General features: G+C 72.4%; 14 protein-coding genes. All 14 read left to right on the top strand.

Going from position 1 to position 15,589, the window contains the following annotated elements:
* Positions 1 to 9: 9 nt before the first annotated feature.
* Entirely contained in the window at positions 10 to 1,752 is a 1,743-nt protein-coding gene (locus AB0K08_RS09385) for a UDP-N-acetylmuramoyl-L-alanyl-D-glutamate--2,6-diaminopimelate ligase (RefSeq protein WP_363353697.1), read from the top strand.
* Positions 1,749 to 3,275, top strand: coding sequence for a UDP-N-acetylmuramoyl-tripeptide--D-alanyl-D-alanine ligase (gene murF / locus AB0K08_RS09390; protein WP_363353699.1), 1,527 nt, complete (start codon positions 1,749 to 1,751; stop codon positions 3,273 to 3,275). Before AB0K08_RS09385 ends, murF begins: the two co-directional genes overlap by 4 nt.
* The gene (gene mraY, locus AB0K08_RS09395) at positions 3,272 to 4,375 is read left to right on the top strand and encodes a phospho-N-acetylmuramoyl-pentapeptide-transferase (protein WP_363353701.1); all 1,104 of its coding nucleotides are present in this window, start codon (positions 3,272 to 3,274) and stop codon (positions 4,373 to 4,375) included. Before murF ends, mraY begins: the two co-directional genes overlap by 4 nt.
* Positions 4,372 to 5,889, top strand: coding sequence for a UDP-N-acetylmuramoyl-L-alanine--D-glutamate ligase (gene murD / locus AB0K08_RS09400; protein WP_363353702.1), 1,518 nt, complete (start codon positions 4,372 to 4,374; stop codon positions 5,887 to 5,889). The genes mraY and murD overlap by 4 nt, the downstream gene beginning before the upstream one ends.
* Positions 5,890 to 5,900: 11 nt before the next feature.
* Positions 5,901 to 7,196, top strand: a complete 1,296-nt coding sequence (gene ftsW / locus AB0K08_RS09405; protein WP_363353704.1) for a putative lipid II flippase FtsW — start codon at positions 5,901 to 5,903, stop codon at positions 7,194 to 7,196.
* Complete coding sequence (gene murG / locus AB0K08_RS09410) at positions 7,193 to 8,338, top strand: undecaprenyldiphospho-muramoylpentapeptide beta-N-acetylglucosaminyltransferase (protein ID WP_363353706.1); 1,146 nt, start codon at positions 7,193 to 7,195, stop codon at positions 8,336 to 8,338. Before ftsW ends, murG begins: the two co-directional genes overlap by 4 nt.
* Positions 8,335 to 9,837 (top strand): UDP-N-acetylmuramate--L-alanine ligase, encoded by a 1,503-nt coding sequence (gene murC, locus AB0K08_RS09415; protein WP_363353708.1) that lies wholly within the window; start codon positions 8,335 to 8,337, stop codon positions 9,835 to 9,837. The genes murG and murC overlap by 4 nt, the downstream gene beginning before the upstream one ends.
* Positions 9,834 to 10,607 carry an FtsQ-type POTRA domain-containing protein gene (locus tag AB0K08_RS09420; protein ID WP_363353710.1) on the top strand — a complete coding sequence of 258 codons (774 nt, stop codon included), beginning with the start codon at positions 9,834 to 9,836 and terminating at the stop codon, positions 10,605 to 10,607. Before murC ends, AB0K08_RS09420 begins: the two co-directional genes overlap by 4 nt.
* Positions 10,608 to 10,737: 130 nt before the next feature.
* Positions 10,738 to 11,979 carry a cell division protein FtsZ gene (gene ftsZ / locus AB0K08_RS09425; protein ID WP_363353712.1) on the top strand — a complete coding sequence of 414 codons (1,242 nt, stop codon included), beginning with the start codon at positions 10,738 to 10,740 and terminating at the stop codon, positions 11,977 to 11,979.
* Between the two features lie 17 nt (positions 11,980 to 11,996).
* Positions 11,997 to 12,791, top strand: coding sequence for a polyphenol oxidase family protein (locus AB0K08_RS09430; protein ID WP_363353714.1), 795 nt, complete (start codon positions 11,997 to 11,999; stop codon positions 12,789 to 12,791).
* 30 nt (positions 12,792 to 12,821) lie between these two features.
* Positions 12,822 to 13,595, top strand: a complete 774-nt coding sequence (locus AB0K08_RS09435; RefSeq protein WP_363353716.1) for a YggS family pyridoxal phosphate-dependent enzyme — start codon at positions 12,822 to 12,824, stop codon at positions 13,593 to 13,595.
* 79 nt (positions 13,596 to 13,674) lie between these two features.
* Positions 13,675 to 14,241 carry a cell division protein SepF gene (gene sepF, locus AB0K08_RS09440; RefSeq protein ID WP_363353717.1) on the top strand — a complete coding sequence of 189 codons (567 nt, stop codon included), beginning with the start codon at positions 13,675 to 13,677 and terminating at the stop codon, positions 14,239 to 14,241.
* A gap of 52 nt (positions 14,242 to 14,293) precedes the next feature.
* The gene (locus AB0K08_RS09445) at positions 14,294 to 14,596 is read left to right on the top strand and encodes a YggT family protein (RefSeq protein WP_363353719.1); all 303 of its coding nucleotides are present in this window, start codon (positions 14,294 to 14,296) and stop codon (positions 14,594 to 14,596) included.
* A 109-nt stretch (positions 14,597 to 14,705) separates the two neighbouring features.
* The gene (locus AB0K08_RS09450) at positions 14,706 to 15,500 is read left to right on the top strand and encodes a DivIVA domain-containing protein (RefSeq protein ID WP_363353722.1); all 795 of its coding nucleotides are present in this window, start codon (positions 14,706 to 14,708) and stop codon (positions 15,498 to 15,500) included.
* Positions 15,501 to 15,589: the final 89 nt, after the last annotated feature.

The following is a 15,589-nucleotide window of genomic DNA, read 5'->3' on the forward strand; positions in this document are numbered from 1 at the left end:
GAGGCAGACATGACCACACCGCTGACACCCGCCGAGCAGGATGCTGCCTTCCGGCCGGACCACACTCAACCGCTGGACTGGAACGACCTGGTCGAGGCCTTGAACCGTGCCGGCCAGCCGGTCGACCTCACCGGCACCGCCGGAGGGTGGCCCACCGGGGCCGGACCGGTGGGGATCGCGATGGACTCCCGGGCGGTGCGCCCGGGGGACCTCTACGTCGGCGTGCCGGGGGCCAACCGGCACGGGGCGGAGTTCGCGGGGGCCGTCGTCGCCGCCGGGGCCGCCGGCCTGCTGACGGACCCCCGGGGGGCCGAGCTGGCCACCGGCCTGCCGCCCGGCACCCCGGTGCTGGTGGTCGACCAGGTGCGCGACGCCGTGGGGCCGGCCGCCGCCGCCATCCACCGCAACGCGGGGGTCGGCCCGCGGATGTACGGGGTCACCGGGACCAACGGGAAGACGACCACCAGCTACTTCATCACCTCCCTGCTCCAGGCCTGGGGGGAGACGACGGGCCTGATCGGCACCATCGAGATCCGGGCCGGACACCGCACGGTCCCCAGCACGCTGACCACCCCGGAATCCACCCAGCTGCACGCCCTGATGGCACTCATGCGCCAGGAAAAGGTGGGCGCGGCGGCCATGGAGGTCTCCTCCCACGCCATCACCTACCGGAGGATCGCCGGGCTGCACTTCGCGGTGTCCGGATTCACCAACCTGACGCAGGACCACCTGGACCTGCACGGCTCCATGGAGGAGTACTTCGCCGCCAAGGCCGGCCTGTTCAGCGCCCGCCGGTCCGGACGGGCCGTCATCACGGTGGACGGGGGACCGGACGCACCGGACGCGGACGGCGCCACCTGGGGGACGCGGATGGCCGCCGCGGCAGGCTGCCCCGTATCCACCCTGTCGCTCGGACCCGCCGCGGACCACGGCGGGGACCCCGTGACCGGGACGGACTGGGCGGTCACCCACCTGGAGGCCGACGGGCTCGGGCACCGCTTCACCCTGCGCCATGCCCCCAGCGGCCGTGTCATCCGGACCTCCACCGGGCTGCCGGGGCGCTTCAACGTGGCCAATGCGGCCCTGGCCGCCGTGATGGTCCTCGAATCGCTGCCCTACTCCGACTGGGCTGCACTGTCCGCGTTGCTGGACGCCCCCGTGGGTCAGGGGCCCTTCGCCACCGCCGTGCCCGGGCGCATGGAGGTGGTGGCCCACGCCCCGGACGCCATCGTGGACTTCGCCCACAACCCGGACGGGATGGAACGCGCCCTGGAGTCGGTGCAGGACGCCCGCCGGGCCGCCGGGAACACCGCGGGGCGGACCATCCTCGTGTTCGGGGCCACGGGGGACCGGGACCGGGCCAAGCGCCCGGTGATGGGGCGCATCGCGGCCCGGTGGGCCGACGTCGTGATCGTCACGGATGACGATGCCCACCAGGAGGAGCCCTCCGGGATCCGCGCGGAGGTCCTCGCGGGGGTCCGCGAGGGCGCCGAGCAGGCCGCCGCCGCCGGCCGGACGGTCCGGGTCCACGAGTCCGCGCCGCGCCAGGACGCCATCGAGCTGGCCGTGTCCTTGGCCACACCGGCGGACACCATCCTGCTGGCCGGCCGCGGCCATGAGACCGTGCAGGACATGGGCGGCGTGGACGTGCCCCTGGATGACCGGGTCGAGCTGCGCGCGGCCGTGGCGCGGCACGGGGCCGCCCCCTCATCAGATTCTCATGGGCGTGGACGTAAAGTTGACGGGTCATGATCGAACTCTCCGCAGCAGCCGTCGCCGAGGCCACGGGCGGCATCCTCACCGCCACCGTCAGCCCCGCCTCCACGGTCGACGCCGCCACCACCGACTCCCGTGAGGTCTCCGCCGGGACCCTGTTCATCGCCAAACCGGGCGAGCACGCCGATGGGCACGACTTCATCGCCGCCGCCCGCGCGTCCGGGGCCACGCTCATCCTCGCCGAGCGCGAGACGCTGGACGCGCAGGGCCGGCCGGACCCCGCGGTCATCGTGGCGGACGTGGTGCCGGCCATGGGCCGGCTGGCCGCATACATCGTGGAGAGGATCCGCGAGCACTCGCCCACCACGGTCATCGGGATCACCGGCTCGGCCGGCAAGACCACCACCAAGGACCTGCTGGCGGCCATCCTCTCCACCGTCGGACCCACCGTGGCCCCCCAGAACTCCTACAACGGGGAGGTGGGCGTGCCGCTGACGGTCTTCCGTGCCGCCCTCGAGACCCGGTACCTCGTCATCGAGATGGGCGCGGACGAGATCGGCAACATCGAGTACCTCTCCGCCATGGTCCAACCGGACATCGGCGTGGTCCTGATGGTCGGTTCGGCCCACTCGGGCAAGTTCGGCGGGGTGGAGAACATCGCCCGGACCAAGGGCGAGCTCGTGGAGGCGCTGCCGGCGGACGGCGTGGCCGTGCTCAACCGGGACGACCCCCGGGTGGCCGCGATGGCGGACCGGACCCGCGGGAAGGTCGTGTGGTTCTCCGTGGAGGAGGGCACCTTCCCCCTCGTGGACGCCGGGCTGGCCGAGGGCACCGCGAGCTGCTCCGCCCTCGCCGACTCCCTGACCACGGACGGCGAGGAACACCCCGTGTTCGAGCTGAAGGTCGGTGCCGGCACCGGCGCCGCGTCCCACCACGTCACATCGGGGCTGATCGGCCGTCACCACGCCTCGAACATCACGGCGGCCGCAGCGGCCGCCGCCGCCGCCGGACTGGACCCCGAGGCCATCGCCGCGGTCCTGAACGGAGCCGGGGCCACCAGCCGCCGCCGGATGGAGCGCACCGACCGTGCGGACGGCATCACCGTCATCAACGACGCCTACAACGCGAACCCCGAGTCCATGCGGGCCGCCCTGCAGACCCTGGCCGTGATGGGCCGCTCCACCGGGCGGCGCACGTGGGCGGTCCTGGGGGAGATGCTCGAACTCGGCGAGGACCGCATCCGCGAGCACACGGCGATCGGCACCGCCGTGGTGCGCCTGAACATCGGCCAGCTGCTCGTCGTCGGCCGCGGGGCCCGCCCCCTCTACACCTCGGCGGTCAACGAGGGCTCCTGGGGCGAGGAGGTCGACTTCGCCGAGGACCTCGACGCCGCGGCACAGCTGCTCCAGGCCAAGATGGCCCCCGGCGACATCGTGCTGTTCAAGTCCTCCAACGGCGCCGGACTGGGCGAGTTGGGCGATCAGATAGCATGTGGACCGGCCGAGCCGGGACCGGCGGAGGTCCCCGCCCCCGCGGACCGGAAGGAGCAGAGCCAGTGATAGGCCTGTTGATCGGTGCCCTCCTCGGGCTGGTGCTGACCCTCATCGGGACCCCGCTGTTCATCAAATTCCTGGTGCGCCAGGGGTACGGACAGTTCATCCGGGACGACGGGCCCACCACCCACAAGACCAAGCGCGGCACCCCCACCATGGGCGGCACTGTCTTCGTGGTGGCCACCGTGATCGCCTACTTCCTCACCCACTGGATCATGGGCGGGATGCAGCTGGCGAACGCCGGTCCCACTTCCTCCGCCATGGTGCTGCTGCTGCTCATGGTCGGCATGGGGTTCGTGGGTTTCCTGGACGACTTCACCAAGATCTCCAACCAGCGGTCCCTGGGGCTGACCCCCTGGGCCAAGATCATCCTGCAGGCCGTGGTCGGCACGGCCTTCGCGGTGCTGGCGCTGAACTTCCCCAACGAGCGCGGCCTGACTCCCGCCTCCACGGCCATCTCCTTCGTCCGGGACCTGCCCCTGGACCTCGCGTTCGCGGGCCCCGTGCTCGGGATCATCCTGTTCGTCGTCTGGTCCAACGTGATCACCACGGCCACCACCAACGCCGTCAACCTGACCGACGGGCTGGACGGACTGGCCACGGGCGCTACCGCCATGATCACCGGTGCCTACATGCTGATCACCGTGTTCCAGGCCAACCAGCACTGCGGCGTCACCAGTGGCGGCGCCGGCTGCTACGCGGTCCGCGACCCGATGGACCTGGCCGTGTTGGCGGCCATCCTCACGGGCGCCCTCATCGGCTTCCTGTGGTGGAACACGTCCCCGGCCAAGATCTTCATGGGAGACACCGGTTCCCTGGCCCTCGGCGGCGCCCTGGCCGGCTTCGCCATCCTCTCCCGCACCGAGCTGCTGGTCATCATCCTGGCCGGGCTCATGGTCCTGATCACCCTCTCCGTCATCATCCAGGTCGGCTACTTCAAGGTCTCCGGCGGCAAGCGGGTCTTCCTGATGGCCCCGCTGCAGCACCACTTCGAACTCAAGGGCTGGGCCGAGGTGACCGTGGTGGTCCGGTTCTGGCTGATCGGCCTGCTCTGCGTCGGCACCGGCATCGCCCTGTTCTACGCCGACTGGGTGCTCTCCCAGTGACCGGGACCGACCGCCTGGCGGGACTCACCTCCTGGGACGCCGACTGGACCGGGCTGCGCGTGGTCGTCACCGGGCTCGGTCTGTCCGGCTTCTCCGCGGCGGACACCCTGGCCGAACTCGGCGCCGCGGTGGTGGCGGTGGACGGACAGGACACCCCGGACACCCGCGGCAAGGCGGACACCCTGAAGATCGTCGGCGTCCAGGACGTGCTCCTGGGCGGACAGCACACGGCCACGGTGCCCGACGTCGGCGGCTCGGCCCCCGAACTGATCGTCACCTCCCCGGGATGGCGGCCCGACCAGCCCCTGCTGGCCGCCGCGGCAGCCGCCGGGATCCCCATCTGGGGTGACGTGGAACTGGCCTGGCGCGTCCGCGAGCGGGCCGGCCGCCCGACCGCCGACTGGCTCGTGGTGACGGGGACCAACGGCAAGACCACCACCGTCGGCATGGTCGAGTCCATGCTGCTGGCGGCCGGGCAGCGGGCCATCGCCTGCGGCAACGTCGGCACCCCCATCCTGGACGCGATCCGCGACCCGGAGGGCTGGGACACCATCGCGGTGGAGCTCTCCAGCTTCCAGCTGCACTGGACCCACCACATCGAACCGGCGGCCTCTGCGGTGCTCAACATCGCCGAGGACCACGTGGACTGGCACGGGTCCTTCGAGGCGTACTGCGCGGACAAGGCCAAGGTCTACGAGCACACCCGGGTGGCCTGCCTGTTCAACGAGGACCAGCCGCTGACCCTGCGGATGGTGGAGCAGGCGGACGTCCAGGAGGGCTGCCGGGCCGTCTCGTTCGCCACGGACACCCCCGGGCTGTCCATGCTCGGGGTGGTGGACGGGATCCTCGTGGACCGGGCGTTCCTGACGAACCGGGCCCACCAGGCGCTGGAACTGGGCCACCTCGAGGACCTCGGCCCGATCGCCCCGCAGCACCAGGTGGCCAACGCCCTCGCCGCGGCCGGCCTGGTCCGGGCGATCGGCGTCCCGCCGGAGGCCGTGCGGGACGGGCTGCGCGCCTACCGGCCCGGGGACCACCGGATCCAGCTCGTGGCCCGGGCCGAGGACGTGATGTGGATCAACGACTCCAAGGCCACCAACCCGCACGCCGCCGACGCCTCGCTGGGGTCCTTCAGCCACGTGGTGTGGATCGCCGGCGGGCTGCCCAAGGGCGTGAGCTATGACGAGCTCGTGGCCCGGCACGCCGCCCGGCTGCGCGCGGTCGTGCTGATCGGGGCAGATCCCAGCGAACTCACAGCTGCGCTTCAACGACACGCGCCGGACGTCCCGGTTCTGTCCACGGCGGTGCGGGACACTGGTGAGGACCCCTCGGACGGCCACCTGGCCATGGCCGCAGCCGTCCGTGACGCCGATGCGGTGGCCCGGCCCGGAGACGTCGTGTTGATGGCGCCGGCTGCGGCGTCCATGGACCAGTTCGTCTCCTACGCCGACCGTGGAGACGCCTTTATCAACGCCGTCGCCCGCCTCATGGACACCAAGGGGCTGGGCAGCTAAGGAGCCCGTGCATGGTGACCACCCCCCTCCGGCCGTCGGGCCGCACCCGGGGTCCAGCCAGGGCCGGGTCCGCGCGGAAGCGCACCCCCTCGAGGGTGGCCCGCTGGTGGGAACGGTGCTGGTCGTTCCTGGAGGGCCGGGACTCCGCCGGCACCTCCTTCTACCTGATCCTCGGCTGCGCCGTGGCCCTGACCGTGATCGGCCTGGTCATGGTGCTGTCCTCCTCCTCGGTGGAGAACATCGGGGAGACCTCCGGCTCCTACGACCTGTTCATCCGCCAGGGGATCTTCGGTGTCCTCGGCCTCGGAATGATGCTCGTGCTGTCCCGGTTGGGGCCCGAGCGGCTGCGGAGGCTGGGCTGGCCGGCGATCGTCATCGCCGTGATCCTGCTGGCGCTCGTGCTGACACCCCTCGGGCACGAGGTCAACGGCAACCGGAACTGGCTGAAGATCGGGGGCTTCACGGCCCAGCCCTCCGAGGCCGCCAAGCTGGCGCTGGCCCTGTGGGCCGGGGTCGTGCTCGAGCGCAAGGCCGCGTTGATCGGCCAGCTGAAGCACGCCGTCGTGCCGGTGCTGTTCCCGGTGGGGGCCGTCCTGCTGGGCCTGATCATGCTGGGCCGGGACCTGGGCACCGCCATGGTGATCATGCTGATCATGGCCGCGGTGCTCTTCCTGGCCGGCACCAGGCTGCGGTACTTCCTGGTGGCCGGCGGCATCGGCGCCGTGGCGGCGGTGGTCCTGGCCCTGACCTCGGCCAACCGGGCGGTGCGCATCCAGGCCTGGCTCGGCGAATGCGGATTCCCGACCGACCCCTGCTACCAGCCGCAGCACGGCATGTTCGCCCTCGCCTCCGGCGGCTGGTGGGGGGTAGGGCTGGGCCAGTCCCGCCAGAAGTGGAGCTACATCCCGGAGGCGGAGAACGACTTCATCTTCACCATCCTGGGCGAGGAACTGGGCCTGGTCGGCACCCTGCTCGTGCTCGGGCTCTTCGCCGGGCTCGCCGTCGGCATGTTCCGGGTGGCCCGCCGCTCCACCTCGTTGTTCGTCAAGATCACCACCGGGGGCATCCTGGCCTGGATCATCGGCCAGGCCTTCATCAACATCGCGATGGTCACCGGGCTGCTGCCCGTCATCGGCGTCCCGCTGCCGTTCATCTCCTACGGCGGCTCCGCCCTGACCCTGGTGCTGTCCGGCGTGGGGATCGTGCTGTCCTTCGCCCGCCGGCAGCGCCTGGAGTCCCGAGCCGAGCGCACGGAGCCCCATCCCACACCCAGCCGGCCCACCCGGGCCGCAGGAGGCACCGCATGACCGAGACAGAACCACTGCGCGTGGTCCTCGCCGGGGGCGGCACGGCCGGCCACGTCAGCCCGATGCTGGCCATCGCCCGCGCGCTGCAGGACCTGCACCCGGCCGAGTCGGTGCGGTGCACCATGGTCGGCACCACCACCGGCCTGGAGACCCGGCTCGTGCCGGCCGCCGGATTCGAGCTCGACACCATCGACCGGGTGCCCATGCCGCGCCGGCCCACCATGGACCTGGTGCGGCTGCCCGTGCGACTGCGCCGGGCCGTCACCCAGGCCGGGGCCATCCTCGAGAGGCGAGGGGCCGACGTCGTGGTGGGGGTGGGGGGGTACGTCTCCACCCCGGTCTACCTGGCCGCGGTGCGCCGCGGCATCCCGCTGGTGATCCACGAGGCCAACGTCCGAGCCGGACTGGCCAACCGGCTCGGGGCACGCCGTGCCGCCGTGGTGGCCACCGCCTTCCCGGAGACGGCGTTGGCGGGCGCCCGCTGCGTCGGCATGCCCATGCGCCGGGAGATCTCCACCCTGGACCGGCCCGCCGCCCGCGGCCGGGCCCGCCGTGCCCTCGGGCTGGACGAGTCCGCCACCACCGTGGTGGTGACCGGCGGCTCCTCCGGCGCGCTGAACCTCAACCGCGCCATCGCCGGGGCCCTGCCGGCCCTCGCCACGGCCGGGCTGCAGGTGCTGCACCTGACCGGACGGGACAAGCAGGTGCTCGGCCCGGACGGGGCCGCGGCCACCTCCGGCGGGTACCACCAGCTGGAATACCTGGACGGGATGGAACAGGCCTATGCGGCCGCGGACCTCATCGTGGCCCGGGCCGGGTCCGGCACGGTCCACGAACTGGCCGCCGTCGGGCTGCCGGCCGTCCTGGTGCCCCTGCCCGTCGGCAACGGCGAGCAGGCGCTCAACGCGCGGGGACTCGTGGCGGCCGGCGGCGCCCTCACGGTCCGGGACGAGGCCTTCACGCCCGAGTGGATCGGCCGCGAGCTGATCCCCCTGGCCCTCGACGGGGACCGCCTGCGGTCCATGTCCGCCGCGGCCGGACGACTCGGCGTCCGCGACGCCGACCGCACCATGGCCCGGCTGGTGCTGCAGGCCGCCGGCCGCCCCCAGCCCACCAGCGACCCCTCGGGAGACCACCAGTGAACCACCCAGCGACCCACGGGGCATCCCGCACCCCAGACCAGGACCCGACCGGCCTGGGCCGCGTCCACTTCCTCGGCCTGGGCGGCGTGGGCGTCTCCGGGATCGCCCGGATCATGCAGCAGCGGGGGACCCGCATCTCCGGGACCGATGCCAAGGACCTGCCGGTCATGCGAGACCTCGAGGCCGCGGGGGCCACGGTCTTCGTGGGCTATGACGCCGCCCACCTGGACCGGCTCGCCGAGGACGGTGGGGGAGCCGTGGACACGGTGATCGCCTCCTCGATCGCCGGGCCGGGCAACCCCGAGTACGACGCCGCGGTGGGCCGCGGCCTGCCCGTCCTCCACCGCTCCGAGGGACTGGCCGCTGCCATGACCGGGCTCCGGGTCCTGGCCGTGGCCGGCACCCACGGCAAGACCACCACCTCCTCCATGGCCGCCATGACCTTCACCCGGGCCGGGGCAGACCCCACCTTCGCCGTCGGTGCCGCCGTCGCCGGCCTCGGGACGAACGCCACGGCCGGGGCGGGGGAGTGGTTCATCGCCGAGGCCGACGAATCGGACGGCACCCTGCTGAACTACCGCCCCGAGATCGCGGTCCTGACCAATGTGGAGGCCGACCACCTGGACTTCTACGGTTCCGAGGACGCCGTCATCCAGGTGTTCCGGGACTTCATCGACCTGCTGCCGGCCGACGGCGTCCTGGTGGCCTGCGCGGACGACGCCGGAGCGCGCGACGCCGCGGACTGGGCCCGGGCGGCGCGGGCAGCCGGCGCCTCGGCCCCCCGGGTCGCCACCTACGGCTCGGACCCCACCCGGGCCGACGACCTGGTGCTGGTGGACAGCACCCCGGCCGGCCTGGACGGTGGCACCGGTCAACGCGTCACCTACCGCTGGCGGGACGGCACGACCACGGCCCTCACCCTGGCCGTGCCCGGACTGCACAATGCGCTCAACGCCGCCGCCGTGCTCCTGGCCGCCCACCATGCCGGACTGGACGACGCCGCCGCCGCCCGCGGGCTGGAGGGTTTCCGCGGCACCGCCCGCCGCTTCGAGTACCGCGGCCAGGCGGCGGGGGTGCGCGTCTTCGACGACTATGCCCACCACCCGACCGAGGTGGCCGCCGCGATCGCCGCCGGCCGGTCGGTGGCCGGGGGACACCGGCTGCACGTCCTGTTCCAGCCCCACCTGTTCACCCGGACCCGGGACTTCGCGGAGGGCTTCGCCGACGCGCTCTCCGCGGCGGACGGCGTGCGGGTCCTGCCCGTGTACGCGGCCCGTGAGGAACCGATCCCGGGCGTCGACTCATCCCTCATCGCCCGCCGCGTGCGCACCCCGCTGCCCGGATCCACGCTCGTGCCGCAGGACGCGGCGGCGGCCGTGGAATCGCTGCTGGGTCCGGTGCGGCCCGGCGACGTGATCCTGACCATGGGGGCCGGGGACGTCACGGTCCAGGGCGGGGCCATCCTGGACGCCCTGGCGGCACCCGCGGGGCGTCCATGAGCGAGACCGGACAGCCGGGCGACACCCCCGCGGACAACGTCCTCGAATTCCCCGAGACCCACGGCCAGGCCCGCCGGCGTCACCGCAGGGTGTGGTGGATCAGCGGCGCCGGACTGGTGGCACTGCTGGCCGTGCTCAGCGCGGTCCTGTACTTCTCCCCGGTGCTGGCGATCACCACCGTCACGGTCTCCGGCACCGACCTGCTGTCCCGTGACCGGGCGGTGGAGCTGCTGCAGCCCGTCCGGGACCGCCCCCTGCCGCAGGTCGGCCAACGGACGGTGGAGGAGCTCCTGGCGGAGGAGCCGGCGGTGGACACGGTCCGGGTCCACGCCGAGCCGCCCCACGACCTGTCCGTGGAGGTGGTGGAGCATGAGCCGGTGGCCATGGTCCACGACGGTGCGGACCGGATCCTGTACTCGGCGACCGGCACGCCACTGGCGACCCTGCCGCGGGACCGCGCGGCCGACTACCACCTGCCCAGCGTCGCGAGCGCCGAGGATGTCAGGGACCCGGAGGTGTTCGACGCCATCACCTCGGTGCTCGGCACCCTGCCGGAATCGATCCGGACGCGGATGGAGTCCGCCTCCGCCGAGACGGTCGACTCCGTGACCCTGACCCTGACGGACGGCCGGACGGTGCTGTGGGGCAACCCGGAGCAGGGGCCCCGCAAGGCGCAGGTCCTTCAGGCCCTGCTGAAGGTGCCCGAGGACGAGCAGGCCCCCATCCGCGAGTTCGACGTCTCCACCCCGGACCGCCCCGTGACCCGTTGAAAAACGACACACCCCGGGCCGGTCTTTGCACGATCGCCGCCGGCACCATAACGTTTCACCCAGAAGACAGGTTGACATAACACTAACCTTCAACCTGAACGTTAAGCCAACCGAGCAAGGGACATCTACTGTGGCAGCACCCCAGAACTACCTGGCCGTCATCAAGGTCGTCGGCATCGGCGGCGCCGGCGTGAACGCCGTCAACCGCATGATCGACGTCGGACTCCGCGGCGTGGAGTTCATCGCCATCAACACGGACGCCCAGGCGCTGCTCATGAGTGATGCCGACGTCAAGCTGGACGTCGGCCGGGAACTCACCCGCGGCCTGGGTGCCGGCGCGAACCCCGAGGTCGGACGGCAGGCCGCTGAGGACCACGCCGAGGAGATCGAGGAGGTCCTGCGCGGAGCGGACATGGTCTTCGTGACCGCCGGCGAGGGTGGCGGCACCGGCACGGGCGGCGCGCCCGTCGTCGCCCGCATCGCCCGCTCGCTGGGTGCGCTGACCATCGGCGTGGTCACCCGCCCGTTCACCTTCGAGGGCCGCCGCCGCGCGACCTCGGCCGAATCCGGCATCGACGGCCTGCGTGACGAGGTCGACACCCTGATCGTGATCCCGAACGACCGCCTGCTGTCCATCTCGGACCGCAACGTGTCCGTGCTGGATGCGTTCAAGTCCGCGGACCAGGTGCTGCTGTCCGGCGTGCAGGGCATCACCGACCTGATCACCACCCCGGGCCTGATCAACCTGGACTTCGCGGACGTGAAGTCCGTGATGCAGGGTGCGGGCTCGGCCCTGATGGGCATCGGTTCGGCACAGGGCGAGGACCGGGCCGTCAAGGCCGCGGAGCTCGCCATCGCCTCCCCCCTGCTCGAGGCCTCCATCGACGGCGCCCACGGCGTGCTGCTGTCCATCCAGGGCGGCTCCGACCTCGGCCTGTTCGAGATCAACGAGGCCGCCCGGCTCGTCCAGGAGGTGGCGCACCCGGAGGCGAACATCATCTTCGGCGCGGTCATCGACGACGCCCTCGGAGACGAGGCCCGCATCACCGTCATCGCGGCCGGCTTCGACCAGGTGGACGCCACCTCGGCCCCGGCCGGCGGCTTCAACACCGGCACGAAGCCGCAGGGCCAGCAGGCCAGCCTGCCGGGCTCGCAGCAGGGCGGCGCGCAGGTCCCGAACCAGCCGGTGCCGAACCAGCCCGTGCCGGGCCGCCAGGTCCCGGCGCGCCCGGAGACCGCACCGGCCGCCGAGACCTCCGGCTACCAGGCCGAGCCGGCCCAGCAGGACCTGCCGACCGTGGTCGAGCCGGACGGCTCCGGATCCGGCCGTGACGGCCGGGATGATCTCGACGTGCCGGACTTCCTGAAGTAGGCGGCAGGACCACGGCGTTGCTGCACCCCCCGGGTCAGTCCCCGTTCCTGTGGCGGACCGAGCCCGGTGACGGCCTGCACGTGGCCTTCACCGGGATCGACGCCGGCAACCTCGCCTTCCATGTCAGCGGCGGCGGGTCGGGCGAGGCGGCAGCGGGACCGCCGTCGGGCCCTGCCGCCGCGGCGGCGGCGCGGCACCGTCTCGAGGACGCCATGGGCGTGCGGCGCGGCAGCACCGAGTATCTGACGCAGGTCCACTCGGCGCGGGTGGTGCCGTCGCTCGGCCGCGGGTGGGGCACCGAGACGGCCCCGCGAGAGGCCGACGCCCTCGTCAGCGGCACCGGACGGGACCCGCTGGCGATCATGGTGGCCGACTGCCTCCCCGTGGTCCTGGTCTCACGGCCCGCGGGGCAGCAGGAGTACGCCGGCCCCACGGCCGTGGCCCATGCCGGGCGGCAGGGGCTGCTGGACGGGGTGCTCCAGAGCACGGTGGCCCGCCTGCGGCAGGACGGCGCGGGCGACGGGCCCGGAGACCTGCACGCCTGGATCGGGCCGGGGATCTGTGGCCGTTGCTACGAGGTGCCCGCCTCGATGCGGGCGGACGGGGTCGCACGGATCCCGGCCACGGGCTCGACCACCTCGTGGGGGACCCCGGCGCTGGACCTGCCGGCCGGTGCCGAAGCCGTCCTGACGGGGCTCGGTGTCACGGTCCACCGCAGCGCAGTCTGCACCCTGGAGGACCACCGCGTCTTCTCCCACCGCCGGGCCCCGGGGCGGGGACGCTTCGTGGGGCTGGTGTGGCGCACTCCGTAGGGTGGTCACAGGGCAGGACGACGACTTCTGATGACTGAGGGGATGGGGATGGACGACCGCACGGCCGACCTGGCACGACGACTCGAGGAGGTCCGGGTACGGATCGACCGCTCGGTGGCGGCAGCGGACCGTACGGACCCTCCCACGCTCATCGTGGTCACCAAGTTCCACCCGGCCGAGGACGTCCGGCGGCTGGCCGCGCTCGGCGTCCAGGACGTGGGGGAGAACCGGGACCAGGAGGCGCGCGCCAAGGCGGCTGAGGTGGACGCCCCGTCGGGCCTGGACTGGCACTTCATCGGCCAGCTGCAGTCCAACAAGGCCAAGTACGTGGTGCGGTACGCCGCCGCGGTGCACTCGGTGGACCGGGAGGCACTCGTGAGCGCCCTGTCCGCGGCCATGGTCCGTGAGCAGGCGCGCCGCCGGGAGGCGGGAACCCCGCCCCGCCGGGACCTCGACTGCCTCATCCAGGTGGACCTGGACCCCCGCCCGGCGCAGCAGCGGCCGGAGGGCATCGGGGCCCGGGGCGGGGCGCAGTCGGACGAGGTGATGGCCCTGGCGGATCAGATCGCCGACGCCGAGGGGCTGGCACTGCGGGGCCTCATGGCCGTGGCACCGCTGGGGCTGGACCCGACGCTGTCCTTCCAACGACTCCGGGAGATCTCCGCCACCCTGGTCGCCCGGCACCCGGAGGCCGGCTGGATCTCGGCGGGGATGAGCCAGGACCTGGAGGAGGCCGTGGCGGCGGGGGCGACACACCTTCGGATCGGTACCGATGTCCTCGGGCCGCGCCCCGACGTGGGTTAACCTCGAAGGTGTCTGCTTCGAGGCGGATGACGCAGGGCCGGGAGTTCCCCGGGCGCTTTCCACACGGTGAGGATTTTCGATGGCTGGTGCACTGAAGAAGACCATGATCTATCTCGGGCTCGCCGATGGCGACGAGCAGTACGAGGAAGAGCAGCGGGCCGCTGAGCACGACCGCCGGCAGGAGCGCGCCGATCGGCACGCCGCAGCCGAGCCGGCCGAGGAGTCCGGAGCGTGGGAGGACGAGGCTCGGGACGAGCGCCCCCAGCCGGTGCGCGCGGCCCAGCCCCAGCCTGCCGAACGCGAGTACCGCGCGCCCGTCACCCCCATCAAGCGGGCCACCCAGTCCCGGGAAGAGGCCACCGCCGTGCGTCAGATCACCACAGTCCACCCCCGTTCCTACAACGATGCCAAGCTCATCGGCGAGTCGTTCCGCGGGGGCATCCCCGTCATCATGAACGTGACGGACATGAGCGAATCCGACGCCAAGCGACTGGTGGACTTCTCCGCCGGCCTGGTGTTCGGCCTGCACGGCGCCATCGAGCGCGTCACCAACAAGGTGTTCCTGCTCACCCCCGCCACCGTCCAGGTCCTGGGCGAGGACACCTCGGGCGCCGAGGACCAGGCGCACTTCTTCAACCAGAGCTGATACCGGACGGGCGGGCAGGACCCGCCCGGAACCCGGTGTGGAATAGGCCGCCGTGACCCTGATCTTCTCCCTCATCTACCTCGTGCTGGCCCTGGTGCAGTTCCTGTTGCTGATCCGGATCGTCTTCGACGTGGTGCAGTCCTTCGCCCGCTCCTGGCGCCCCCAGGGAATCCTGCTGCTCGTGGCGCACACCGTCTACTCCGTCACCGACCCGCCCCTGCGGTGGTTGCGGTCCAAGATCCCGCCCGTGAACCTCGGGGGGATCGGCATCGACGTGGCGTTCCTGATCCTGTTCGTCGTCGTCGTGCTGCTCAAGTCCGTGGTCGCGGCCCTTGCCGTCGGCGCGTTGGGCTGATGGTAGCCTGATCACCAGTGTGGCCCGGGCCTGCCGTGGGCAGCTCGGCACCGCAAAGAAGACCGTTGCCCCGTCGAGGGGCAGACCGAATACGTATTGGGGTGACCACATGGCTCTGACGCCGGAAGATGTTGTCAACAAGCGGTTCCAGCCGACCAAGTTCCGTGAAGGCTACGATCAGGACGAGGTGGACGATTTCCTCGACGAGATCGTCGTCGAACTGCGTCGCCTGAACCAGGAGAACGACGAGCTGCGCCGCAAGGTGTCGGAGCTGCAGTCCGGCGAGGCCGGCGCGTCCGCCGTCCCCGCACCCGTGTCCGCCGACGGCACCTCGGAGCCCGCCGCGGACTCCGAGGCAGGCGTGACGGAGGAGGCTGCCACCGAGCCGGCGACCGCCACCGACTCCGCGACCGCCACCGAGTCCCCCGAGGACGCGGACCAGGCGCCGCAGGCCACCGCCGCCGCACCCTCCGTCCCGGCCGCGAAGTCCGAGCCGGTCGTGACCGAGCCCGCGGCGACCACCGGGACCACGGCAGCCCAGCCGGCCGCCGCCACGCCCGAGGCCCCCGCGGCCCATGGCGCCACCGCCACCTCCGCCGCCGGCGTGCTGGCCATGGCACAGAAGCTGCATGACGACTACGTGGCCGAGGGCCAGACCAAGCGCGAGCAGATCATCGAGGAGGCCCAGAACGAGGCCACCGGCCTGGTCAACGACGCGCAGGAGAAGTCCCGCAAGACCCTGGCCGAGCTCGAGGAGAAGAAGTCGGTGCTCGAGCGCAAGGTCGAGCAGCTCAAGGGCTTCGAACGCGACTACCGCGCCCGGCTGAAGGCCTATATCGAGGGCCAGCTGCGCGACCTGCAGAACCAGGGTCCGATCCAGGACGAGGCTGCCGCCTCGAATTGATCGCCGGCGGCCCGCGGGCCGCGCGACACCCCACGAGCACAGAACCGGGCCGGCCATGGTGAGACACCATGGCCGGCCCGCCGCTGTCA

Source organism: Citricoccus sp. NPDC055426 (genome assembly GCF_040677445.1).
Classification (GTDB): domain Bacteria; phylum Actinomycetota; class Actinomycetes; order Actinomycetales; family Micrococcaceae; genus Citricoccus.

Excerpts from the sequence above, each read along its gene's own strand:
- AB0K08_RS09450 (WP_363353722.1), top strand. The coding sequence starts at position 14,706 with ATGGCTCTGACGCCGGAAGATGTTGTCAACAAGCGGTTCCAGCCGACC.
- murG (WP_363353706.1), top strand. The coding sequence starts at position 7,193 with ATGACCGAGACAGAACCACTGCGCGTGGTCCTCGCCGGGGGCGGCACG.
- AB0K08_RS09420 (WP_363353710.1), top strand. The coding sequence starts at position 9,834 with ATGAGCGAGACCGGACAGCCGGGCGACACCCCCGCGGACAACGTCCTC.
- murF (WP_363353699.1), top strand. The coding sequence starts at position 1,749 with ATGATCGAACTCTCCGCAGCAGCCGTCGCCGAGGCCACGGGCGGCATC.
- ftsW (WP_363353704.1), top strand. The coding sequence starts at position 5,901 with ATGGTGACCACCCCCCTCCGGCCGTCGGGCCGCACCCGGGGTCCAGCC.
- AB0K08_RS09435 (WP_363353716.1), top strand. The coding sequence starts at position 12,822 with ATGACTGAGGGGATGGGGATGGACGACCGCACGGCCGACCTGGCACGA.
- AB0K08_RS09385 (WP_363353697.1), top strand. The coding sequence starts at position 10 with ATGACCACACCGCTGACACCCGCCGAGCAGGATGCTGCCTTCCGGCCG.
- sepF (WP_363353717.1), top strand. The coding sequence starts at position 13,675 with ATGGCTGGTGCACTGAAGAAGACCATGATCTATCTCGGGCTCGCCGAT.